General features: G+C 61.7%; 22 protein-coding genes. 10 read left to right on the plus strand and 12 right to left on the minus strand.

What is annotated here, in order from left to right:
* Positions 1-2,070 (plus strand): hypothetical protein, encoded by a 2,070-nt coding sequence (locus U5G49_RS15820; protein WP_193443449.1) that lies wholly within the window; start codon positions 1-3, stop codon positions 2,068-2,070.
* Positions 2,071-2,074: 4 nt separating this feature from the next.
* A complete protein-coding gene (locus U5G49_RS15825) occupies positions 2,075-2,491 on the plus strand; it encodes a GNAT family N-acetyltransferase (protein ID WP_018243063.1) in 417 nt (138 codons plus the stop codon).
* A 60-nt stretch (positions 2,492-2,551) separates the two neighbouring features.
* Here U5G49_RS15825 and U5G49_RS15830 read toward each other — a convergent pair whose 3' ends face one another.
* The gene (locus U5G49_RS15830) at positions 2,552-3,115 is read right to left on the minus strand and encodes a GNAT family N-acetyltransferase (RefSeq protein WP_193443447.1); all 564 of its coding nucleotides are present in this window, start codon (positions 3,113-3,115) and stop codon (positions 2,552-2,554) included.
* A 194-nt stretch (positions 3,116-3,309) separates the two neighbouring features.
* Here U5G49_RS15830 and U5G49_RS15835 point away from each other — a divergent pair, with 194 nt between their 5' ends.
* On the plus strand, positions 3,310-4,296 hold the full coding sequence (locus tag U5G49_RS15835) for a glutathione S-transferase family protein (RefSeq protein WP_018243065.1): 987 nt from the start codon (positions 3,310-3,312) through the stop codon (positions 4,294-4,296).
* A gap of 6 nt (positions 4,297-4,302) precedes the next feature.
* On the opposite strand, the gene U5G49_RS15840 is transcribed toward U5G49_RS15835, so the two are convergent.
* A complete protein-coding gene (locus U5G49_RS15840) occupies positions 4,303-4,779 on the minus strand; it encodes an NUDIX domain-containing protein (RefSeq protein WP_018243066.1) in 477 nt (158 codons plus the stop codon).
* 73 nt (positions 4,780-4,852) lie between these two features.
* On the opposite strand from U5G49_RS15840, the gene U5G49_RS15845 reads away from it, so the two are divergent.
* The 4 genes from U5G49_RS15845 to U5G49_RS15860 all read left to right on the plus strand — a co-directional run bounded on the left by U5G49_RS15845 (position 4,853) and on the right by U5G49_RS15860 (position 8,025).
* Positions 4,853-5,761, plus strand: coding sequence for a metallophosphoesterase family protein (locus U5G49_RS15845; protein WP_193443534.1), 909 nt, complete (start codon positions 4,853-4,855; stop codon positions 5,759-5,761).
* Positions 5,762-5,920: 159 nt separating this feature from the next.
* A complete protein-coding gene (locus U5G49_RS15850) occupies positions 5,921-6,481 on the plus strand; it encodes a tetratricopeptide repeat protein (RefSeq protein ID WP_018243068.1) in 561 nt (186 codons plus the stop codon).
* A gap of 186 nt (positions 6,482-6,667) precedes the next feature.
* The gene (locus U5G49_RS15855) at positions 6,668-7,177 is read left to right on the plus strand and encodes an RNA polymerase sigma factor (protein ID WP_018243069.1); all 510 of its coding nucleotides are present in this window, start codon (positions 6,668-6,670) and stop codon (positions 7,175-7,177) included.
* Between the two features lie 2 nt (positions 7,178-7,179).
* Positions 7,180-8,025, plus strand: coding sequence for an anti-sigma factor family protein (locus tag U5G49_RS15860; RefSeq protein ID WP_018243070.1), 846 nt, complete (start codon positions 7,180-7,182; stop codon positions 8,023-8,025).
* 56 nt (positions 8,026-8,081) lie between these two features.
* On the opposite strand, the gene U5G49_RS15865 is transcribed toward U5G49_RS15860, so the two are convergent.
* Positions 8,082-9,062, minus strand: coding sequence for a quinone oxidoreductase family protein (locus U5G49_RS15865; RefSeq protein WP_193443445.1), 981 nt, complete (start codon positions 9,060-9,062; stop codon positions 8,082-8,084).
* A 5-nt stretch (positions 9,063-9,067) separates the two neighbouring features.
* On the opposite strand from U5G49_RS15865, the gene U5G49_RS15870 reads away from it, so the two are divergent.
* A complete protein-coding gene (locus U5G49_RS15870) occupies positions 9,068-9,577 on the plus strand; it encodes a winged helix-turn-helix transcriptional regulator (RefSeq protein WP_193443443.1) in 510 nt (169 codons plus the stop codon).
* Between the two features lie 91 nt (positions 9,578-9,668).
* Here the strand turns inward: U5G49_RS15870 and leuA are convergent, their stop codons facing one another.
* The 3 genes from leuA to U5G49_RS15885 all read right to left on the minus strand — a co-directional run bounded on the left by leuA (position 9,669) and on the right by U5G49_RS15885 (position 13,807).
* Entirely contained in the window at positions 9,669-11,420 is a 1,752-nt protein-coding gene (gene leuA / locus U5G49_RS15875; RefSeq protein ID WP_047618613.1) for a 2-isopropylmalate synthase, read from the minus strand.
* A gap of 430 nt (positions 11,421-11,850) precedes the next feature.
* Positions 11,851-13,080: a benzoate/H(+) symporter BenE family transporter gene (locus tag U5G49_RS15880; RefSeq protein ID WP_193443441.1), complete on the minus strand. Its 1,230-nt coding sequence runs from the start codon at positions 13,078-13,080 to the stop codon at positions 11,851-11,853.
* A gap of 142 nt (positions 13,081-13,222) precedes the next feature.
* The gene (locus U5G49_RS15885; protein ID WP_003561390.1) at positions 13,223-13,807 is read right to left on the minus strand and encodes an ATP-dependent Clp protease proteolytic subunit; all 585 of its coding nucleotides are present in this window, start codon (positions 13,805-13,807) and stop codon (positions 13,223-13,225) included.
* Positions 13,808-14,038: 231 nt separating this feature from the next.
* On the opposite strand from U5G49_RS15885, the gene U5G49_RS15890 reads away from it, so the two are divergent.
* The gene (locus U5G49_RS15890; protein ID WP_193443439.1) at positions 14,039-14,809 is read left to right on the plus strand and encodes a DUF2076 domain-containing protein; all 771 of its coding nucleotides are present in this window, start codon (positions 14,039-14,041) and stop codon (positions 14,807-14,809) included.
* Between the two features lie 136 nt (positions 14,810-14,945).
* On the opposite strand, the gene queF is transcribed toward U5G49_RS15890, so the two are convergent.
* The 6 genes from queF to U5G49_RS15920 all read right to left on the minus strand — a co-directional run bounded on the left by queF (position 14,946) and on the right by U5G49_RS15920 (position 22,278).
* Positions 14,946-15,410 (minus strand): preQ(1) synthase, encoded by a 465-nt coding sequence (gene queF, locus U5G49_RS15895; protein WP_183619217.1) that lies wholly within the window; start codon positions 15,408-15,410, stop codon positions 14,946-14,948.
* Positions 15,410-16,324, minus strand: coding sequence for a CDF family cation efflux transporter EmfA (gene emfA / locus U5G49_RS15900; RefSeq protein ID WP_018243077.1), 915 nt, complete (start codon positions 16,322-16,324; stop codon positions 15,410-15,412). Before emfA ends, queF begins: the two co-directional genes overlap by 1 nt.
* Positions 16,325-16,537: 213 nt before the next feature.
* Positions 16,538-17,209, minus strand: coding sequence for a DUF2161 domain-containing phosphodiesterase (locus tag U5G49_RS15905; protein ID WP_193443437.1), 672 nt, complete (start codon positions 17,207-17,209; stop codon positions 16,538-16,540).
* Positions 17,210-17,224: 15 nt separating this feature from the next.
* On the minus strand, positions 17,225-17,464 hold the full coding sequence (locus U5G49_RS15910; protein ID WP_003561395.1) for a hypothetical protein: 240 nt from the start codon (positions 17,462-17,464) through the stop codon (positions 17,225-17,227).
* A gap of 123 nt (positions 17,465-17,587) precedes the next feature.
* Positions 17,588-19,777: an anthranilate synthase gene (locus tag U5G49_RS15915; protein ID WP_113542370.1), complete on the minus strand. Its 2,190-nt coding sequence runs from the start codon at positions 19,775-19,777 to the stop codon at positions 17,588-17,590.
* 266 nt (positions 19,778-20,043) lie between these two features.
* Positions 20,044-22,278 carry a TonB-dependent hemoglobin/transferrin/lactoferrin family receptor gene (locus U5G49_RS15920; protein ID WP_193443435.1) on the minus strand — a complete coding sequence of 745 codons (2,235 nt, stop codon included), beginning with the start codon at positions 22,276-22,278 and terminating at the stop codon, positions 20,044-20,046.
* A 271-nt stretch (positions 22,279-22,549) separates the two neighbouring features.
* Here U5G49_RS15920 and U5G49_RS15925 point away from each other — a divergent pair, with 271 nt between their 5' ends.
* Positions 22,550-23,503 carry an extensin-like domain-containing protein gene (locus tag U5G49_RS15925; protein ID WP_193443433.1) on the plus strand — a complete coding sequence of 318 codons (954 nt, stop codon included), beginning with the start codon at positions 22,550-22,552 and terminating at the stop codon, positions 23,501-23,503.
* Positions 23,504-23,550 lie beyond the last annotated feature (47 nt).

The raw sequence follows: 23,550 nt of genomic DNA on the forward strand, positions 1-23,550 counted from the left end.
ATGACGTTCGACTTTTCGCCCTTCCTGCCCTGGTCGGTTCTGGCTGCACTTGCCGTCGTCAGCGCTGTTATCGCCGCCTTCGCGATCTGGCGCGGCATTCGCGGCGCCTGGATCAGAACGCTGGCAGCACTCGCCATGCTGACCGCCCTTGCCAATCCTGTGCTCCTGCAGGAAGACCGGGATCAGTTGTCGACGATCGTCCCGGTTCTTGTCGATCGAAGCCAGAGCCAGCAGACGCCCGATCGCGTCAAGATGACCGACGATGCGCTTGCGGCCTTGAAGGGACAGCTCGCCCGCTTCCCCCAGATTGAGCCCCGCTTCGTCGATGTCGAAGGCGACGTCAATTCCGACGTGCCGTCCACGCGCCTGTTCGACGCGCTGTCGGCCAACATCGCCGATGTCCCGCCCGCCCGTATCGGCGGCGCAATCATGCTGACCGACGGTGAGGTCCATGATGTTCCGGCCGCCAATCAGGCGCTCGGTTTCGACGCGCCGATCCATGGCCTCGTAACCGGCAAGGCCAACGAATTCGATCGCCGCATCGAAGTCATCAAGGGGCCGCGCTTCGGCATCGTCAACGAGGAGCAGCAGGTGATCTTGCGCGTCTTCGACGACGGCCCGAGCCCGGGCGGCTCGGCCGATGTCACGGTGAAGCTGAATGGTGACGAGATCGCCACCCTGCAGGCGACACCAGGGCAGGATACGCCCTTCTCCTTCAAGGTGCCGGGTGGCGGCAGCAATGTGCTCGAATTCTCGGTCGCAGCACTTCCTGGCGAAGTCACCACCGCCAACAACCGTGCCGTCCACGTCATCGACGGCATCCGCCAGAATCTCCGCGTCCTGCTTGTCTCCGGTGAGCCGCATGCCGGTGAACGCGCCTGGCGCAACCTGCTGAAATCCGATGCGTCGGTCGATCTCGTCCACTTCACCATCCTGCGTCCTCCGGAAAAGCAGGACGGCACGCCGATCAACGAGCTGTCGCTGATCGCCTTCCCGACGCGTGAACTCTTTGTCGACAAGATCAAGGATTTCGACCTGATCATCTTCGATCGCTACCAGCACCGCGGCGTGCTGCCGCTGCTCTATTACGATTACATCGCGCAATATGTCGACAATGGCGGCGCGCTGCTGATCGCCGCCGGCCCCGAGCACGCCGGCCCCGATTCCATTGCACTGACGCCACTCTCCTCGGTCCTGCCAGCAACGCCCACCGGAGAGATGATCGAAAAGGCCTTCTATCCCCGCCTCTCCGAGGAAGGCCGCAAACATCCCGTCACGCGCGGCCTTGATGGTTCGGGCGAGGAGCCGCCGCATTGGGGCCGATGGTTCCGCAGCGTCGATGTCGACCGGCCGCAGGGCGAGACGATCATGCTCGGCGCCGACAAGCACCCGCTGCTGGTGCTGAACCGCGCCGGCCAGGGCCGCGTCGCCATGCTGCTTTCCGATCAGGGCTGGCTCTGGGCGCGCGGCTTCGAAGGCGGCGGTCCGAACGTTTCGCTCTATCGCCGTATCGCCCATTGGCTGATGAAGGAGCCGGCGCTCGAGGAAGAAGCGCTGACGGCGCGCGCCTCCGGCCGGACCCTTGAGGTCACGCGCCAGACGATCGGCGACAATCCCGGCAACGCCACCGTGCGTTATCCCTCCGGCAAGACCGAAACCCTGCCGCTCACCCAGTCCGAACCGGGCCTCTACAAGGCCGAGAAGAGGATGGACGAGATCGGCCTCTTCGAAATCCGCAACGGCAAGCTGTCGACGCTTGTCCATATCGGCGCCGTCGACGCGCCGGAATTCAAGGCGATGATCTCGACAACCGATGTGCTGCAGCCGGTCGCCGACAGAAGCAAGGGTCTCGTCGCCCGCGTTTCCAATGCAAATGGCGCGATCTCCGTCCCGCCGATCCTGCCGGTGCGCGGCCAGGTTCGCGTCTCCGACAACGATCGCATGATGATCCGCATGACCAGCGAGACGGTCTTGAAGGGCATCAACACGCTGCCGCTCTTTGCCGGGTTCGCTGGCGTCGGCATCCTGCTTCTCGCCTTCGGCGCCATGTGGTGGCGCGAAGGCCGGTAATCTCATGCCGGAATTCGAGCTCACCGCTTCGCCCTCGCCGGAGGAACTAGCAGTGATCACCGATGCGCTCTCGGCCTTCAACAACAGCGATGTCGGCCCCTCGGATCGCCGGCCGCTTGCGGTCCTCATCCGCGACACCGACGGCAAGGTGACGGGCGGTCTTTCCGGCTTTACCGCCTGGGGCTGGCTCTTCACCCAGATGCTCTATATTCCCGATACACTGCGCGGCACCGGTATATCAGGCAATATCCTCGCAAAGGCGGAAGAAGAGGCCAGGGCGCGAGGGTGCCGCGGCGCCTGGATCGACACGTTCAGCCCTCAGGCTCTGCGCGTCTATCTGCGTCAGGGTTATGAGATTTTCGGAGAGCTCAAGGATTTCCCGGAAGGTCGCACGCGCAGCTTCCTCCGGAAAAGCCTCTAGCAGGATGCGAGGATCGAAAGAGTTAGAGGTCCTTTGTGCGTCCGCGCACGGCGCTCTAAATCATCCGCGCCAGGCGATCGTGCCTTTCAGCCGCTCGTGCACGCCCTCGGCGATCGGAACGACGAGCACACGACGGGGATCGACCGGGCCTGGAAAAGAAAGCGCGTTGTAGGCGACCTTCTCGAAGCCGAGCGGTCCGTAATAAGGCGGGTCGCCGACGAGGATGACAGCTTCCGAGCCCTTGCGACTTGCCGCCTCCACTGCGATCCGCACCAGTTCCCGGCCGATGCCCTTGTTCTTGTGAGAGGGACGGACGGCGAGCGGGCCGAGCAGATGGCCCTTCACTGTACCGGCCAGTACCGGCGTCATGCGCACGGAGGCTATCGTCTCGCCGTTATCGGTGCAGATGAAGGAAAGCGACAGGTCATGCGGTCCCTGCTCACGGATGCGCGCGGCAGCGCGCGTGAAGCGGCCTGGACCGAAGGCTTCTTCGTTGATGTGTTCGATGGCGGCGTCATGGGACGCGTCTTCAGTGAGGTAGACGAGATCGTGCTTGTACATGATGACAGAAACCGGATGGACAGATTGATGGGTCTCGAACACGCCTTGGGCGTTCGGGAGCATCAGCGTCGTCGCGGGTTTCTGGAAATGAACATCAAGCAGGGGTCCGAAAATCGTGAAAAGGCCGATAGCAGGAAAAATTTCCGCCGTCCAACGCAAAATGCACGACGTGACGCACTGTTCAATCTTTGCCGCCTGTAAAGCCCTGCCATCTGCGATATCTTCCATTCCAACACGCAATCAAGGGAATGTAGACCATGGGAATGCTGGTGGACGGCGTTTGGCATGACGCCTGGTACGACACGAAGGAGAGCAAGGGCCATTTCAGGCGGCAGCCCTCGCAGTTCCGCAACTGGGTGACATCAGACGGTGAGGCCGGCCCTTCCGGCAGCGGCGGCTTCAAGGCCGAGGCCGAGCGTTACCATCTTTATGTCTCGCTCGCCTGTCCCTGGGCGCATCGCACGCTGATCTTCCGCAAGCTAAAGAAGCTCGAAGAGCTGATCTCGGTCTCCGTCGTCGATCCGCTGATGGTCGAGAACGGCTGGGAATTTAAGGTCGGCGATGGCGCCACCGGCGATCACCTCTTCGGAGCGTCCGCGCTTTGGCAGATCTATGTCAGGGCCGATCCGCACTATTCCGGCCGCGTCACCGTTCCCGTGCTCTGGGATAAGAAGACCGGCACGATCGTCAGCAACGAATCCGCCGAGATCATCCGCATGTTCAACAGCGCCTTCGACGGGCTGACCGGCTCGACAGCTGATTTCTATCCCGAGGACCTTCGGGCCGACATCGATGCACTGAACGCCACCGTCTACGACACCGTCAACAACGGCGTCTACAAAGCGGGCTTTGCCACCACCCAGGAAGCCTATGAGGAAAATGTCGGCAAGCTGTTCGAAACACTCGACACGCTCGACGAACGCCTCGGCAAGGGCCGCTACCTCTTCGGCAACAGATTGACCGAGGCCGACTGGCGCCTATTCACCACGCTGGTGCGCTTCGACCCCGTCTATGTCGGCCATTTCAAGTGCAACATCCGCCGCATCGCCGATTACCGCAACCTGCCCGGCTATCTCAGGGACCTCTACCAGACGGCAGGCGTGGCCGAGACGGTGAACCTGTACCACATCAAGCAGCATTATTACCGCAGCCACAAGACGATCAATCCGACCGGCATCGTCCCCGTCGGTCCGGCGCTCGATCTCGACAGCCCGCATGGCCGCGCCAGGCTAAATGCCGCCTGATACTTCTTACCACCAGTGATCGGGCTCCTGCTCGCCCCGAAGCTCGGCGAGGCGGCGATGCGTCGCCTTGGTCGTGCCCTCGGGCAAGCTGTCGAGGGAAAAGAAGCCGCTGTCGGATATCTCCCAGTCCGGCGGCCGCGGCGCCGTCTGCTCGACGGTCGCCCGATAGAAGACGACATGGTCGCGCCTTGTCGTCGTGGTATTGAAATAGACCTGGATCAGTTGCGGCTTGCCGATGATCCTAAGGTTGCCCTCCTCGCGCAATTCCTTGACAAGCGCTTCCTCGACCGTCTCGTTGCGCTCCAGCCCGCCGCCCGGCATATGCCAGCCGCCGATATAGCTGTGGCGCACGAGAAAGATGCGTCCATCTTCATCGAAACAGGCGGCCCGCACGCCCACGGTCATGCTGCGGACGAAACTGAAATAGACATGCAGCAGGCGCAACGCCAGCCTCGTGTAGAGGGGCCTGTTCTCTTTATCCACTATCGCTCCGTTTCAGCTCTTCATCGCGCCCGATGTGTTTGATTTGTCAATAAGCTGGTCTATGTCTCGTAACATGTTCAAGCTCGCGCATATCTCCGACGTCCACCTTGGGCCGTTGCCCAGTCTTTCCATTCAGGAGCTGTTTTCAAAACGCATAACAGGCTTTGTGAACTGGCATCGAAATCGACGCAAGCACCTTTTCGGCAGCACGTTGGATCTGCTGCTCGACGACATCCGCGCCCATCAGACCGATCACGTGGCCGTCACCGGCGACCTCGTCAATCTGGCGAGCGGCATTGAGATCCGCGCTGCGGCCGCATGGCTGCGCGCGCTCGGCGATCCCGCGAACACGTCAGTCGTTCCCGGCAATCATGACGCCTATGTGCCAGGCGCCTATGAGAAGTCGATGCGCGCGTGGTACGACTATGTCCGCGGCGATCTGGCCCCGCCGCAATGGCAGGACGACCGCCATATCTTCCCCTATCTGCGCGTCCGCGGCAAAGTCGCGATTGTCGGCTGTTCGACGGCGGTCGCCACCCCTCCTTTCGCCGCATCTGGCTTTTTCGGCGCGCGACAGGCCCGCGATACTGTCAACATACTGCGTGCGGCTGGCGAAGCCGGTCTCTTCCGCGTCGTCATGATCCATCACCCGCCGATCCGCGGCGCCACGGCCTTCTACAAACGGATGATCGGCATCCGCCGCTTCGCTGCCGTGATTTCGACGGGCGGCGCCGAACTCGTGCTACACGGCCATACGCACCTGAACACGCTGCATTGGCTGCGCGGCCAGGTGCAGCCAGTGCCGGTCGTCGGCGTCGCGTCAGCCTCGCAGGGACCGGGCAGCATCAAGCCGCCCGCCGCCTACAACCTCTTCTCCATCGACGGCTCTCCCGGCGCCTGGGAGCTCAGCGGCGAGCGCTTCAGCCTCAACAGGGCCGGCGACGCGGTGATGCCGGAAAGTGCCAATATTTTCGCACCTTAGCGCCGGGTCCGGACTCTATTTATGCAGCACTTGAATCGATCTGCGAGGAGATCCGGCCACCGCTGCAACATTTGCCGTGGAGGTTGCTTACCCTCTTGGTATTTTTAGTGGTAAGCGTACAATTCGAGCAACTGCATTGCCTGAGAACGGAGCGTGCCGATGACTTCTTCTTTCCGTCACCTGTCCAGACTTTCGCTCGCCGCCGGCTTTGCCTTCGGCTTCGCCACGGCCGCTTTCGCGGTCGGCGACAACAACGATGACACCAATCCGCCGCCGAAGACCCAGACGACCAAGACCTGCACCGGCGGCAAGGTCTGGGACAAGGCCAAGAAGGAATGTGTCAACCCGAAGAAGAGCAGCTTCAACGACGACGATCTCTATAAGTTCGCCCGCGAGTTTGCCTATGCCGGCCAGTATGACAACGCCATCACCGTGCTCAATCTCGCCCGCAACCAGAACGACCCGCGCATCCTGAACTATCTCGGCTACGCCAACCGCAAGGCCGGCCGCATGGAGCTCGGCATGTCCTACTACCGCAAGGCGCTGCAGGCGGATGAGAATTACATCCTCGCTCGCTCCTACATGGGCATGGCGCTGGTGGAACAGGGAGATATCCAGGGCGCCCGCGTCCAGCTGGTCGAAATCCGTGATCGCGGCGGCGAAGGCACCTGGGCCTATCGCGCTCTGCTGCAAAGCTTGAACGGCTACAAGACATATTGACGCAAGCTTTGCGGGCCACAATACGAAAATCCCTTGGGAAAGAGGGATGAAGACGACCGGATGCTTGCGAAGTGCAGGAGACTTGTTTCATAAAGCACATGTATCGCCGGCGCCAACCATGTCGGCTTCGCGCCGAGGGTGAACCCTTCGACCGCGAAACCATTGTGAATGCTTCTTGGATAGACAATGCGTCAGCCCGCAACGACCATCGATCTCCGGCGTGATCTCGTCGGCCTCCTGCCCCGCCTCCGCCGCTTCGCGATCACGCTCGCGGGTGAGGTTGCTGTGGCCGATGAACTCGTTCAGTCCGTCTGTCAGCGCGCCATCGCCAAAGGTCATCAATGGAGCGGCGAAGGCCGGCTGGAAAGCTGGATCTACACGCTTGCCCGCCAGCAATGGACCGACGACAACCGCAAGCGCAAGCCTAAGGCTTCCGTCCGCGGCAACGTCACCGATATTCGCGAGGCCGCGCGTGAACGCTCGGCCGCGGTCGATCCCGACACCATCCATCACATGATTTCCGATATGCCGGATGGCGTTTCCAGCATGTTCCTGCTTGTCGACGTCGAAGGCCACAGCTACCAGCAGGCGGCCGACATCATGGGCATTCCGGTGGCAAACGTCGTCTCGCAACTCGCCACCGCAAGGCTGCAATTTGCCGGGCTTGCCGGCACCCACCCGATCCACAGGTTCTGAATTTGCTCGATCTTAGGAAACTGCCGCTCGAAGCCCAGCTCACCGCCCTTCTCGATGGCGAAGTCTCGCCCGAACAGCGGCACGAACTGGAGCAGCGTCTGGCAAGCGACGAGAATGCGCGCCGGCTGCATGAGAAGCTGCGCCACGGGGCTGATTTCGGCCGCCGCCGCCTGGACGATATCCTGAAGGAGCCGGTGCCGCTCGCCCTCGTCCGTTCCATCAAGAGCACGCAACCGCCGAAAACGTCGATCGCCCAGCGCGCCACGCGCCCGCAAGTGAAACTGGCGCCGAGCGGCCCGCAGGCGCTGGCCGCCGCCCTCATTCTCTTTGCCGTCGGTTGCGGTATCGGCTATTTCGTCGGCACCGCCCCGGATGCCGACGAGATTGCCACCACGGCCACCACCAATCCGGCTCCGGCCAATACCAACGACTGGCTCGGCGACGTCACCGCCTATCAGCGCCTGCTGATCCGCCAGCCCCGCCATCTCGTCGAAGTGCCCGCCTCGCAGGCCGAGGAAATTTCCAGTTGGCTGACGACCGCGATCGGCGTGCCCTTCCGCGTGCCGGATCTGAGCGCAGAAGCCTGGACCTTCCAGGGCGCGCGCGTCATCCTCGGCGACAGCCGCCCTGTCGGGCAGCTCGTCTATTCGAATGCCGATGGCGACATCATCTCCATTTGCTTCCGCAAGGACGCGCAGCCGCCGGAGACCGACGACTTCAAGGAAACGATCAAGGACGAGATCGGCCTCGTGACCTGGCACAATGCCGGCACCTCCTACGTGCTCGCCGGCCCTTCCGCCGAAGCAACGCTCGGCCAGCTTGCCATGGAGATCGCCACCGCGATCTGATTGCCGGAGCATGATGACGAGCGGTTTCGCACGACGTCGTGCTCGCCTTCTTTGACTTAAGGCACCAGCACCACCTTGCCGACCGCCCTCCGCTCCTCGATGGCGCGATGCGCTTCCGCCGCTTGATGCAGTGGGAAACGACCGCCGTCGGTAACCGTCAAGGCGCCCGCTGCGGCAAGCTCGAAGAGCGCGGCAAGATCCTCCCGCACACCCTCAGGCGTCAGCAGCGGCAATAGCGAAAATCCCTTGATTGACTGATTGTCATCAAGCATGTGCCCGACATCGGCCGCCTCAAGCCCAAACCGCCCCATCGCCGCCAGCACCAGCTCGCCGCAAGGCGCCAGCACATCGAGCGCCGCCCGTGAAAACGCCCCGCCGACGGTTTCATAGATGATATCCACGCCGAGCCCTCCGGTCAGCCTCTTGACGTCCTCCTGCCAGCCGGGCGCCGTATAATCGGCCGCATGATCGGCGCCGAGAGATAGGGAAAGCGCCCTCTTTTCGTCACTGCTCGCCGCTGCGATCACCATCTTCGCCGCGTCGCGCCTCGCCAGTTGCAGGAGCAGAGAACCAACACCCCCGGCTGCTGCGTTGACGAGAACGATTTTGCCTTTCACGGGACTGCGGCGTAGGAGGTGCAGCGCCGTCAACCCCTGCACCATCAGCGCGGCAGCCGCCTCGAAGGAGACCGCGTCGGGCAGCGGCACCACCGCCCCGCCATCGACCGCGGCGAACTCGGCATAACCGCCCGAACCGCGCCCGATCGCAAAGAGAGGAACGGCAACCCGCGTGCCAATCAGCGAGCGGTCGGCACCAGGCCCTGCTCGCTCGATTATACCCGCGACCTCGACACCGGGAAACATCGGCAGGTCAGGCGTTGCGGCATAGCGGTCGGCCCGCATCAACACCTCGAAGAAGTTGACACCCGCCGCGTGAACGCGGATGAGAACCTCGCTCGGGCCCGGCTCGGGAACCGGCAGTTCCACGAGCTCGAGGACATCGGGCGGACCGAAGCGAGTGAATTGAACGGCTTTCATGGCAGATGAACCTCACGTCTGATTGGCGTGGGGCAGGTTTAGCAATAGGATATCAGGCAAAAATACACACTCTTTCGTGCCCTACCCACCAGGAGGTGACCATGGCTGAGCCGATGAAAAGACTGCCGGAACTGCCGGTCGAACGCGCGCTCAAGGTGATCTCGGGGCGCTGGAAGCCAGTCATCCTCTATTACGTCTTCTCCGGCCCGAAGCGTCTGTCGGAGCTGAAGCGGATGATGCCCGCCATCACCCAGAAGGTGCTGATCCAGCAGCTGCGCGAGATGGAGGAGCACGGGCTGGTCGCCCGCCAGATCTTCGCCGAAGTCCCCGGCCGCGTCGAATACAGCGCGACCGAACTCGGCCTCGGTCTCGAACCGGTGTTGCTGGCGCTCTGCCAATGGGGTCAGCGGCACGCCGAGGCGCGCGACGAGGCCGACGAGATCGCCGACTTCATCGTCAGGCCGCGCAGCGCTACAGCGCCGCGCGTCTTTTCAGACGCGCAAAGGGCGTTGTAACATTTTGAATTGCTGCATAATTTTATCCTTAAATCGATTCCGATCTAAGGAATTATGCAGTAGTGCGATCGCGGCCTGAGACCTGCCGAAATCAGGCCTTGCCAGCCTTCACGTCGAGCACGCGGTTGGCGGCCGAGACGATCGCCTCCAGCGAAGCTGCGACGATGTTGGTATTGATGCCCGCGCCGAAAAGTTTGCCACCGGGATAGGAGGTCTCGACGTAGGAGATCGCCGCTGCGTTCGAGCCATGCTGGAGCGAATGCTCGGAATAGTCCTCGACCGACATCTCGATGCCGAGATAATGCGACAGCGCGTTGATGAAGCCGTCGATCGGACCGTTGCCGCGCCCTTCGATGCGCTTGATATCCCCATTGTCGGTGATCTCGGCTGCGACGATCCGCTGGCCCTTGTGCTCAGTGTCAGGATAGGTGTGATGGTCGACGAAGCGCAGGCGCCCTTCCGGCTGGGTCACGTAGCGCTCGATGAAGCGGTCATAGATGCGCCGGGACGGAAGCTCTTTGCCCTCTACGTCGGTGATGCGCTGGATATCCTCGCGGAATTCCACCTGCAGGTTGCGCGGCAGGTTCAGCCCGTAATCCTGCTGCAGGATATAGGCGATGCCGCCCTTGCCGGACTGCGAGTTGATGCGGATGATCGCCTCGTAGGAACGACCGACATCACGCGGATCGATCGGCAGGTACGGGACTTCCCACACGGGATGATTGGCGACCTGTGCTGCCTTCATACCCTTGTTGATCGCATCCTGATGCGAGCCGGAGAAGGCCGTATAGACCAGCTCGCCGACGTAAGGATGACGCTCGCCGATCGCCATCTGGTTCGAATATTCGAACACTTCCTTGATGCGCTCGATATTCGAGCAGTCGATCTCGGGATCGACGCCTTGCGTGAACATGTTCAGCGCCATCGTCACCATGTCGACATTGCCGGTACGCTCGCCATTGCCGAAGAGCGTGCCTTCGACGCGGTCGGCACCAGCCAGCAACGCCAGTTCGGCAGCGGCAATGCCGGTGCCGCGATCGTTATGCGGATGCAGGGAAACGATCAGGTTCTCGCGATTGTCGAGGTTGCGGCACATCCATTCGATCTGGTCGGCATAGACGTTCGGCGTCGCCATCTCGACGGTGGACGGCAGGTTGATGATCAGCTTGTTATCGGGCGTCGGCTTGACGACCTCGATGACGGCATTGCAGATCTCCAGCGCCACATCGAGTTCGGTGCCGGTAAAGCTCTCCGGCGAATATTCGAAACGGTAACCGCCGCCGGCCTTCGTGGCCATATCGGTGATCATCTTGGCGGCATCGACGGCGATCTGCTTGATCCCCTGCACATCCTTGGCGAAGACGACGCGGCGCTGCAACTCGCTGGTGGAGTTGTAGAAGTGCACGATCGGCCGATTTGCGCCTTCCAGTGCTTCGAAGGTACGGGTGATGAGTTCCGGGCGGCACTGTACCAATACCTGCAGGGAGACGTCGTCGGGCACATTGCCCTCCTCCACGCACCAGCGGGCAAAGTCAAAATCGGTCTGCGAAGCCGAGGGGAACCCGATCTCGATTTCCTTGAAGCCCATCTCGATCAGCAGTTGGAACATGCGCGCCTTGCGATCGTGGCCCATCGGGTCGACGAGCGCCTGGTTGCCGTCGCGCAGGTCGACCGAGCACCAGACCGGTGCCTTGGTAATGGTCTTCGTCGGCCATGTGCGGTCGGGAATGTTCACCTGCGGATAGGCCCGGTATTTCACGGCGGCGTCGGGCATGCCTTTTGCGGGGGCCGTCTTGTTTGTGGAGGCCACCTTATTTTGGGAAGATTGCGTCTTCGCGTCCATCGTATCGTCTCCTCGTCCCGGCATTTGCCCGCTCTTAGCCGATCACGTCGGGCTTGGCGATAAACAAATGCGGACCTTGTCGGTCGTTAGGTCAATTTTGAAAGTGAGTCGCGAGGAGCGATGGGCCGGGCGGGCTTTCGGCCGCCGGGCGCTCCTCAAAGGACCCGGCAACCGCGCGTAAGGCCGAGGAGAAGAAGCGAGGTCAGGGCGCGCGTATTGTCACGCAGGGCGATGCGGCCGCGTGTAATCGTGTCAGAAATTCTGGCGCCAGTGGTCTTCATGCCCGCGCTTATAGCCTCGGACGGTAAAGCTGGCAAGTCCTTGGCCGGCTTTTGGTGGCCGCCAACATTCGACGAACTGCCCAGCTATTGCCGGCGGAGCTGCTTGAAAGCGCCAGAATCCGGCATTTGGAGAGCACAACGACCTTCCGTTACCTCGACTGAGCTCGGTCTTTCCAAATCTTCACCAACCGCGACAGCGCCAGCATCAGCCCACCCGCGATCAGGCCCCAGAAGGCACCGGAAATGCCGCCGAAGGAAATGCCGGAGGCGGTGACAAGGAAGGTGATTGCCGCCGCCTCTCGCGAGTCCGGCGCCTGGAAGGCCGACATTGCCGAGGACGAGAAGGCTCCGACCAGCGCCAGCCCCGCTACCGCCTCGATCAGGATCGAAGGTGCGAGCGCGACGAAGGCCGTCACCGCGCCGGCGAGCAGCCCGAGAATGATATAACCGACGCCGGCGATCAGTGACGCCCAATAGCGCCGCTTCGGATCGGCATGGGCGTCCTGTCCGGCGCACATTGCCGCGGTGATGGCTGCCAGATTGACCGCGTGGCCGCCGAACGGCGCCGACAGCAGCGAGAAGAAACCGGTGACGGCAAAGAGCGGACCGGGCTTTGGATCGTAGTGGTTGACCTTCAGCACCGCGATACCCGGAATGTTCTGCGAGGCCATGGTGACGATGAAGAGCGGCAGCGCGATCGAGATGAGGCCGGCAAGATTGAACACCGGCCGGACGATCTCCACCGTCGGCACCAGTGATTGTTCCAGCGAGCCGAGCGCATCGTCAGGGATATCGACGCCGAAGGCGAGCACCAGCACGAACGCCGCGAGTGCTGCCGGCACCGCCCAAAGCCGCTTGAAGGCGCCGACGACGATCCAGGCGACGACGATCGGCAGGCCGAACAGCGGATTGAAGCCGATCGCCTTCACCGGCGCGAAGCAGAGGCCGATCAGCACACCGGCAAGCATCGCATTGGCGAGTGGTGCCGGAATGGCAGCAACCGCCCGCCCGAGCGGCTTGAACAGTCCCGCAACGATAATCAGCGCAGCACAGATCAGGAATGCCCCGACCGCCGCATTGAAGCCGCCCTCGATCGCCCCGGTACTTGCGAGCAGTGCGGCACCCGGTGTCGACCAGGCGATGCTGACCGGCAATCGGGTCACGGCACTTAGCACGATCGCGCAGACGCCCATGGAAATCGACAATGCGATCAGCCCGGAAGCCGCCTGTACATCCGTAGCGCCGACCGCCTGCAGCCCGTGCAGCACAACGGCGAAGGAGCTGGCGGAACCGACGAAGGCGGTCAGCAACCCCATGAACAGGGCTTGGACGGAAAAATCTTTGAGCATGGCGGGACTCGAGCTGCGCGAATGGCGCATGGAGCATGATGGTTGTCGCAGGCGCAAGTCCGGATTCACTGCTTTCCGTTCAGACCTTGCCGCTAGCACTATCCGAAAACAGAACGCCCTCACCTGCGATCGGCAGGCAAGGGCGGGTTCTTGCAGTTTTGGCTGAGAAAACTCAGATATCGGCCTGCGACGTCACGATCCGTGAAACGAGGCCATATTCCTTCGCCTCTTCGGCCGAAAGCCAGTAGTCGCGATCCGTATCCTTGTCGATCTTGTCGAGCGGCTGGCCGGTGGCCGCTGCCATGATCCTGTTCAGACGCTCGTTCATCTTGATGATCTCGCGCGCCTGGATTTCGATGTCGGATGCCATGCCGCGCGTGCCGCCGGAGGGCTGATGCAGCAGGAAGCGCGTGTTCGGCAGGCACAGGCGCCGCTCCTTCGGAGTGGCGACATAGATCAGTGCGCCGGCGGAGGCGACCCAACCGGTGCCGATCATCCAGACCTTCGGCTTGATGAACTTGATCATGTCATGAATGGAATCGCCGGATTCGACGTGGCCGCCGGGCGAATTGACATAGATGCGGATGTCCTCGTCGCTGGCAGCAGCAAGCGCCACAAGCTGCGAGCAGACCTTCTGCGCCAATTCCTGATTGATCGGTCCGTAGATGAAGATCGAACGCGACTTGAAAAGATTCGCCTCCGTTTCCTTGCCGAGCGGCAGTTCCTTCGTCTTGTCGTCCTGGTCTTCGTCGTTCATTCGAACCTCTTGGAGATGAATTCGGGTTCCTCGCACATAGTGCGACTCAATGCCTAAAACAATGCGGGAAAAACACAAGGCACCGAAGCGATGGAGATATCCTTAAGAAGCCGCGCGCGGTTCTGCAAGCCTTACTGAATTGTAACGGCGAAAGGCTTTGAAAAGCCTAAATCGGTTCCTACCTCAGCCTCACGCGGCAAATGCCGCATCAGATCATTAGGAGGCAGGACAATGTCACCCGAAGAACGCCAATTGCTGACCGCCCTCTTCGACCGCGTGCGCACCGCCGCAGCCACGCCGCGCGACCGCGACGCCGAAGCCCTGATCGACCAAGCGACGCGTGAGCAGCCGTCGGCCACCTATTATCTGGCCCAGGCCGTCATTGTTCAAGAAAAGGGGCTGGAGGCGGCCGCCAACCACATCAAGGAACTCGAGGAGCATGTTCGCCAGCTGGAAGCCGGCGTGAGCGAACACCGCCAGGCCGAACAGGGCGGCGGCTTCCTGAGCTCGATCTTCGGCAACACCCAGACGCAGCAGCCGGCCCCCGTTCCGTCCAACCCCGGTCCTTGGGGCCAGTCCCGCAGCTATGACGATCCCGGCGACGGCAATGTCCGCCAGACGCCACAACAGCCGACCGGCCCCTGGAGCCAGCAGGCCTATGCGCCGTCGGCCGGCGGCAGCTTCCTGCGCGGCGCACTCGGCACGGCAGCGGGCGTTGCCGGCGGCATGCTGCTTGCCAATTCGCTGAGCGGCATCTTCGGCAACCACATGTCCTCGCTCGGCTGGGGCTCGCCCTTCGGCGCCAATCCCTTCGGCAATGCCAGCGCCCCCACCGAGGAAACCGTCATCAACAACTATTACGGCAATGACGACACCCGCCAGGCCTCCGATAACGCCGGCGACAAGGACGTCGACAACGCCAACGTGCAGCAGGCCAATTACGACGACGGCGACGACGATTATATTGACGATTCGTCCAACGATGACGTTACGGATGTGTGAGATCTAGCGGCCAAAGAATGGGCGGCCGTTGGCTTTACATTGCCGCACCGTCGCCCGGCCCTTCGCTTGGGCTCAGGGCGTTCGCTGCTGCAATCGATTCACTGGATCGATTGCTCGGGCTGCGCCCGAACGCAACTCACCCACGGCCGCGATAGCTGGCAACGCCCTGTTCCGGCAGCCACACGCCTTCCGGCGGCGTGCCCGTCTGCCAGAAGACGTCGATCGGAATGCCGCCACGCGGATACCAGTAGGCGCCGATCCTCAGCCACCGGGGATCGAGCAGTTCGACGATGCGCTTGGCGATGTAGATCGAGCAATCCTCGTGGAAAGCGCCGTGATTGCGGAAGGAATGCAGGAAGAGCTTCAGCGACTTCGATTCCACCAGCCATTCGCCCGGAATGTAGTCGATGACGATATGAGCGAAATCCGGCTGCCCGGTCATCGGGCAGAGCGAGGTGAATTCCGGCGCGGTGAAGCGCACGACGTAATCGGTGCCGGCATGGTTGGACGGCACTTTTTCAAGCACCGCCTCCTCCGGTGATTGCGCGGTTTCGGTCTGCTGACCCAGCATCGACAGGCTGGAAACATCGGTACTCGGCATTATGCCTCCTTGACGACTTTGACGCGGATGCCGTGAGCCTTTTCGCCCTCCGGCTCCACATGAATTGCGATAGTGGCGCCCTCGTGCACTGCCCTGATGGCATCCTCAAGGCGGTCGCATATATCATGCGCCTGCCGCACGGACATCCCACCGGGCACCACCATGTGAAAATCGATGAAGGTGACGGTGCCTGCCCGCCTCGTTTTCAGGTCGTGCACGCCGATCGAACCCGCCGCATGGGTGGCAATCGCCTGCTTGATCGCTTCTTCCTCCTGCGGCTCCACCGCCTGGTCCATTAGCCCGCCAATCGATTGCGAGATCACCTTCCAGCCCTGATAGAGGATGTTGACGGCAACGAGAATGGCAAGCACCGGGTCGAAGATCGCATAGCCCGTTGCCAGCGCCAGCAGCAGACCGACGAGCACACCGACAGAGGTCACCACGTCGGACATGATGTGCTGTCCATCCGCCGTCAGTGCCGCCGACCGATGCCTGCGTCCGGTTCTGATCAGCAACCGCGCCCAGACCGCATTGATGACACCGGCCGCGAAATTGATCGCAAGCCCGAGCACAGGTGCGTCCAGCATGCGCGGCTCGGCGAGATAACCGACGGCTTCGTCGACGATCAGCAGGGCAGCGACGACGATCAGCACGCCCTCGGTCACGGCAGACAGATATTCCGCCTTATGATGGCCGAAGGGGTGATCGTGATCGGCCGGCTTCTGCGCATAGCGGATCACGAAGAAGGCGATGAAGGCGGCAGCGACGTTGACCGACGATTCGAGCCCGTCCGACAGCAGCGCCACCGACCCGGTAACCCACCACGCCACCATCTTCAGACCCATGACGCCGAGCGACAGTGGGATCCCCCACATCGCCAGCTTCCGAACCGTAAGATCGCCGTTGTCACTCATATCGTCCCCCTGCGGTTGCGAATGAATTGCAGCATCTAAGCCGTTGAAACGCAAAACCGCCCACGCGAATGTCGCGCAGGCGGTTCAGTTGAGGGTGATATGGGCGATGATGGAGGATTTGTCAAAGGGGAATGACACGCCCTTCACAGGCGTTACCGTCCCCGGCCGGAAAACAGCCCCAACGAGCGATCCCGATGCCCGGTACAGCGCGGCTCAAGGAGCGGGGTCGGAGAGCAAAGATTGCGGCCAGCGCAAAAGAGCAGCCTGCCCTACAGACGTCAGGGCGTAGACGCCCTTGTCCACGCGTTCGAACCATCCGTAGACGTTGTCACGCAGGATCGAGCCGGCCTTGGGCGTAAGCGCCTTCATATCCCGCGGCCGCACCAGTCCCTGGGCGAGTGCTGAAGCACAGAGCAGCGCCTGTTGGCGATAGGCGGTCATGATCGGCGCCCGCGAGCCACCACCGACGGCGGGATCCCCACGGCGGCGCTGATGCTCCCTGACGAGGCGCGAGCGCCGTTTCAGATTGGTGCGCGGCATCGGCGAGACGGAACTGACGATGACGCTGACCTCGCCCCCATCGGAGACGCCGAGCATGCCGATACCGAGCCTTCGGCAGAGATCGCGGTAGCGTCTATCGGCCTCTCGCCCGCGGCCCTTGGCGGAAACGCGGGCCGCAACCCAGACTTCATCGCTCAACGCCGCGCGATCGACCGCCTGGAGAAGCAGTTCGAGGTTGAAGGAGAGTTTCAATTCGCAGACCACCACGACCGGCGGTTCGGCACCGCTCAAGCCGACGAGATCGCATCCGCCGACCTCGCCCTTCACGACATAACCGGCCGCCTCCAGGAACGCTTTGACCGGCAGGTAGAGCGACGTCTCCATGGTGAAAACGGCGCCTCAGGCGGCGTTGAGATCGGCAATCTCGCCATATCGTGCAAGCAATCGCGGCGACGACATGTCGCCGGTTTCCTCGTCGACGATCACGGCATAGGCGGCCACGCCGACGAAACGCTCAGCCATCGCCGAAGCGATCTTTTCCGCGCTGACGGAGTTCGATGCCTGGCGCATTTCGCCGGGCACGAGATTGCCGCGGTTCTTGCGGTAAGGGAGAACGATGAACTTTTCAGCATTGGCCACGGCGATATAGGTTCCAATTGATCGTTCCTGAAATGTTCTGATTTGCCGGAAGAAGTCAAGTCGCGGCCCGACGGCCCAATGGCCGGCCCTTCCCACAGTAGGAAGGGCCAGTCGAAATCGCGGTCAGGCAGCCTTCGTCTTCACCTTGCGTGCCAGATGCGCCACGACATTTTCGATCATCCGCATCCCTGCATCGCCACCGAGCGTCATGATCGATTCCGGATGGAACTGCACCGCGGCGATCGGCTCCTTGGCATGTTCGATGCCCATGATCGTGCCGTCGTCGCTTTCCGCCGTGATGATGAACTCGCGCGGCAGCGTCGAGGGATCAGCAAAGATCGAGTGATAGCGACCAACCGTCACCTCCTTGGCAAGGCCGGAGAAGACGATACCTGGCTCCAGCACGCGGATGCGCGACGGCTTGCCGTGCATCGGCAGCGCCAGATGGCGCAGTTCCCCGCCATAGGCTTCGGCGATCGCCTGCAGACCGAGGCAGACACCGAAGATCGGCAGGTTGCGCGCCCGCGCCTTCTTGATCGTCGCCTTGCAGTCGAAATCCTTGGGCGTTCCGGGTCCGGGCGACAGCACGACGAGGTCCGGGTTCAACCGGTCGAAGATTTCCTCCGGCACCGGCGTGCGCACGGTGGAAACCGTCGCCCCCGTCTGGCGGAAGTAATTGGCGAGCGTGTGGACGAAGCTGTCCTCGTGATCGACGAGCAGGATGCTGACGCCCTTGCCGACGCTCGCGACGTCGCGCTGGACCCTGCCGGAATTGCCGGTCTTGGCGTCTCGGATGGCGGAAAGCATGGCAGAGGCCTTCAGTTCTGTTTCGGCTTCTTCTTCGTCAGGAATGGAATCGTTGAGCAGCGTCGCACCGGCGCGCACCTCGGCGATACCGTCCTTGATGCGCACGGTGCGCAGCGTCAGGCCGGTGTTCATGTCGCCGTTGAAGCCGACCATGCCGATCGCCCCACCATACCAGGCGCGTGGGCTTTTTTCATGGCTCTCGATGAAGCGCATCGCCCAGAGCTTCGGGGCGCCGGTAACGGTGACGGCCCAGGCGTGGCTGAGAAAACCGTCGAAAGCGTCCATGTCGTCGCGCAGCCGCCCTTCGATATGGTCGACCGTGTGGATGAGGCGCGAATACATCTCGATCTGCCGGCGGCCGATCACCTTGACCGAACCCGGCTCGCAGACACGGCTTTTGTCGTTGCGGTCGACATCCGAGCACATGGTGAGCTCGGACTCGTCCTTCTTCGAATTCAGGAGCTTCAGGATCTGCTCGCTGTCAGCGATCGGATCGTCACCGCGCTTGATCGTGCCCGAAATCGGGCAGGTCTCGATGCGACGGCCGGAAACGCGCACGAACATTTCGGGCGAGGCGCCGACCAGATATTCCTGATGGCCGAGATTGATGAAGAAGGAATAGGGCGACGGATTGATCGCCTTCAGCCGCTTGGAAATGTCGGACGGCTTGCTGTCGCAACGCTCCATGAATTTCTGCCCGGGCACGACTTCGAAGAGGTCGCCCTTGCGGAAACTTTCCTTCGCCTTGGTGACGAGCTCGGCATATTCACCTGGCCGGTGATCGCTCTTCGGCGGAATGGCATCCGTGTGTTTGAAGGGCTCCGCTGCGATATCCTGGGCCTTGCCCTCGGTCGTCACGCCGTCTTTTTCGAAGTCGTAACGGTCGACCCAGGCCTTGGCGGCGTAGTTGTCGACGACGAGGATCTCGTCCGGCAGGTAGAGCACCATGTCGCGCTGGTCGGAGGGTCGCGTCAGCTTCAGATCGATCGCGTCGAACTGGAAGGCGATGTCGTATCCGAAGGCGCCGTAGAACCCGAGGCTCGCATCCGCCTGCGAATAAAACAGGTCGGTGATGGCGCGCAGCACGGTGAAGACCGTCGGCATCTTCGAGCGCTCTTCCTCGGTAAACACCCGGTCCGGCGTCTTGACGGCGAGGTCGAGGCGACGGGCGGAAGAAGCGCCGAGCACGATGTCGGACACCGTCTTCAGCCGCTCGGTCACGAAGCCGAGGATTACCTCGCCGCGTTCATTATAGGCCTCGATCCAGACGTCGCGCCCGAAGGAAGAGATGCCGAGCGGCGGATCGACGACGGCGGTATCCCAGCGCGTATAGCGGCCCGGATATTCGTAATTCGACGAAAACACCGCACCGCGGCGCTCGTCGAGCTTGTCGACATAGGAAGAGACCGCATCGCCGTAGGGGATCGCCCGCCGCTGCCGCGTGACTGATATGCCGCCTTTGGTCTCGTAGATTTCCGCACCATCATCCCGCAGGATCGTTACCATTGTTCCACTCCGTTATCGGGGCCCGGACGACAGGCGGCCATAAAACAAAAAAAGCCGCCTCGAAGTTTCGGGCGGCTCACTCGTCGTCTTTGAACACGATTGGTCGAGGCCGCCTTAGCGAACCCACCACCAAACTGCAATGTTCAAGGACTTGATCATGGAAAAATTGTTAGCCTGAGATCAGCCATTGCGCAAGAGGCGAATGCGGGAATGAAAAAGGGCGGCCCGAAAGCCGCCCCTCCCCAGCCTTGAAGAGGTGATCGTGATCAGAAAGTCTTGGTGATCGACACCTTGAACGTACGGCCCGGCTCCGAATACCACTCCTGCGGCTGCGACGCCGTCACCGAGGTCAGGTTGACGTCGCGCACGGCGAGCGCATTGTAATGCTCCTGATCGAAGATGTTGTAGACACCTCCCTGGATCCGCAGACCCTTCAACTGTTCCGGCGTCCACCATGCCGTCAGATCGACGACACCATAACCGGGCGCATCGAATGTGGCCGCAACATCGTCGTCAGGCATGGCTGCCGAAAGCGTCGAGGAAAGATCGAAACCGTAGTTGTCGTTGCTCCAACCGCCGCCGATGATCGCCTTGAAGGGAGCAACCGATCGCAAGTATTTGCCTGTATCCTCGTTGCGGCCATAGGCATAGGCAAGCGACGCATGCAGGTTGATGCCGTTGTTGAACGTCTTGACGGCACTGGCTTCAACACCCGAAATCGTGGCGGCAGACACGTTGGTGTAATTAAATGTCGTGAAGCCGGTCGCGTCGACGCTCGTCACCGTCTGGATAAAGTTCTGGTAGCGGGTGTGGAAAGCCGCAATCCGACCGGTAAAATCGCCCGTGTCGAAATTGGCGCCGATTTCGACGCCGCGGCCGATTTCCGGTTCCAGATCAGGATTGCCAAGCTGGGCATAACGACCCGTCGGGTTGTAGAAGCGGCTGTAAAGCTCGTCCACGGTGGGTGCACGGAAACCGACTGCCAGCTGTGCGTAAATCTGCACGTCAGGCGTCAGCTCGTATGTCGCAAGAATCTTCGGCGACAGGCCGGCTTCCGTCCGATCGTTCAGGTCCCCGAAACGGGTAAGCCCGGTATTGTTTGCGAAACTTCCGCCGGTCGAGGGATTGTAGTTGAACCAGTCGAAGCGAAAGCCGGGTGTCAGCGCGAAGCCGGTATTGCCGATTTCGATCTTGTCTTCGAAGGTCAGCCCAAGATTCTGGCTGTCGACATTGGGCACCTCCGCCTGGTTGTTCAGCGCCGGGCACGTTGTGGGCGTCGGGCAAAGGGCCCAGCTATACTGGCTCCAGCTCGAAACGCCCACGTCGAGACCAACGCGAACGGAATGGCTGAGACCGGAATATTCGAAATCCTTCGTCGCCGTGCCGCTGAAGCCCCAGGTTTCGTTTTCTATCTGGTTGTTACGGCCATAAGCCACATTGGCAGTCGTACGGCCTCTGCTGCCGGCTTCCTTCTTCAAATCCAACCAGTAAAGCGTGGCTCGCGCACTGCTGAAGAATGCGTCGGAAGACTGCGCCTCATAATCGTAATCGAGAGAAACGCGGTCGCGGTCGCGCAATTCGCGGCCGTCATAATTGTCGATCAGGAAGTTGCGGGGCGTAGTGCCGCCCTGGAGCTCGCGCAGGTCGGTCTTGAGATCGCGCCGGAAGCGTTCGGCCGTCAGGCCGATGCGGTGACCACCTTCGAGCTCCTGGCGCAGCTTGAAGAGCAGGTTGTGCTGGTCGAAATCGGCGGGATCCGCCTCGGTACGAGGACGGCCATAGCTGTCATTGTCACCCATATTGTCGCGTTCATGGCCCTTGCGGTAGCCGCCCTGAAACAGGATCGACGTGTTGCCGATCGTCTTGGCAGCCGCCGCCGAGCCGGAAATGCTGCGGTCTTCGCTGTCGTATGTCGACTTGACGATCGCACCCCAATCCCGGCCTTCGGGAATAAGATCCTCCGGCTCGAGCGTATTGAGAACGATGGCGCCGCCGAGCATTCCCGAGCCTCCCTTGCTCGAATCCGCGCCGCGCACAATATCGAGCGAGGAAAGCGAATCGAAATCGAAGGTGTCGCCGCCGCCATTGGCGTTGGCCGGCGCGAAAGCGCCTTGGCGCGAACTATTCGAAATATACGGGATCGGAATGCCGTCGATGGTGGTCAGGATGCGAGCGCCGGAAAGGCCGCGCAGGTTGAAGCCCGCGTCGCCGCGTGAATAGTTCACACCTGCATCGACGCTGCGGCCGATATCGTCAAAATTGGTGACCTGCTTTTCTTCCAGCGTCTTGGCGGTGATCTCGGTCGCAAGCGGCGTGTCGGCGACGCTGCCCGGCGCCACGCGTTTGCCCTTGACGACGATCTTCTGCAGGACGGTGCTGTGATCCGTCGTGGCTTGTGGCGTGGTTGCCGGAGCGCTTTGCGCGAAAGACTGCGAAACAGGAAGAACAACTGTGGCTGCCGTGCAGACCAATAGAACCGAACGCCAATGCCGGACGATCATAACGTACCCCTTAATGATGATTACCGGGCTGGCTGGTCGTGGCGCGTCGAACGCTCGATGGGCTGGCTGGGCTTTTGCGGATGAAGACGATGCAGAATTCCGCCTTCTTTTTGCCGCATAAAAAACATGAGAAGTATGGTCAACATAAACCGACGACTTATGTTGAATAAAAATTATCAAGTTTTAACGATCTCTCCCGACGTTGCGAAATTGCAACGAAATCCGCCCGCTTGCGTTATCCCTAGCTATCGACACCAGGGAATCGGATGCGTTGAGAAAACTTGCGATACTGGCGATCCTTCTCGCCGCAACCGCCGTTCTTGCCGGTGCCCGCCTGCCCGTTCACGGCCCTCTGCCACAACAAAGGCCGGATATCGAGGGCACTTCCGCACCCACCCCCGATTCAAATGCCGGAGGCACGCAACCGCCGCCGGCCGCAGAAATGCCCACTCCTGAACCGAAGCCCGACAATCAAAGACCAGAGACCCAAAAACCAGAGACATCGACGCCGAACGAAATGGCGACACCGAAAACCGAACCCGCCAAACCAATGCAGGGTCCGCCACTTCCCCCAGGGAAGGAAAACCCGCAGGCTCCGACGGAGGAGAACAAGCCCCCCGCCGCACAAACACTTGAGGAACAGCATCTGACGATCGAGCCCGAAAGCGATGCCGAACACGCCGAGTGCACGGCTGCGCTTCAGGCCCTGGGCGTCGTCTTCAAGGACACGCCACGCATCGATGACGGCAATGGCTGCGGCATCGACAAGCCGATCATCGTCTCCGAAGCACTGCCCGGCATCAAGCTGAAGCCGGAGGCGACGATCCGCTGCCCGGCAGCACTTGCCCTTGCCCGCTGGATGAAGGAGAGCGTCATTCCGGCCGCCTCCGCCGCCCTGCCGGAGCAGGGCCGCATCACCACCGTCAACCAGGCAACGTCCTATATGTGCCGCCTGCGCAACGGCGCCGAAACGGGCAAGATCTCCGAACATGCCCGCGGCAACGCCATCGACATTGCGAGCTTCCATTTCGAAAAGGGCGAAGATGTCGCCGTCCGCTCCCGTCGCGAGGATCCGACGCTCACCGGCGCCTTCCAGCGCACCGTCAGCGCCGCCGGCTGCCTCTACTTCACCACCGTCCTCGACCCGGAAAGCGACGCCGCCCACGAAACGCATTTCCATCTCGACGTCATCGAGAGGAAGGGCAACTATCGTTATTGTCACTAAAGCATAATGCTGAAAGCAAAGCCGGATGGCGGCGAGCTTGCGTATCG

Source organism: Rhizobium indigoferae, assembly GCF_034554815.1.
Taxonomy (GTDB): domain Bacteria; phylum Pseudomonadota; class Alphaproteobacteria; order Rhizobiales; family Rhizobiaceae; genus Rhizobium; species Rhizobium leguminosarum.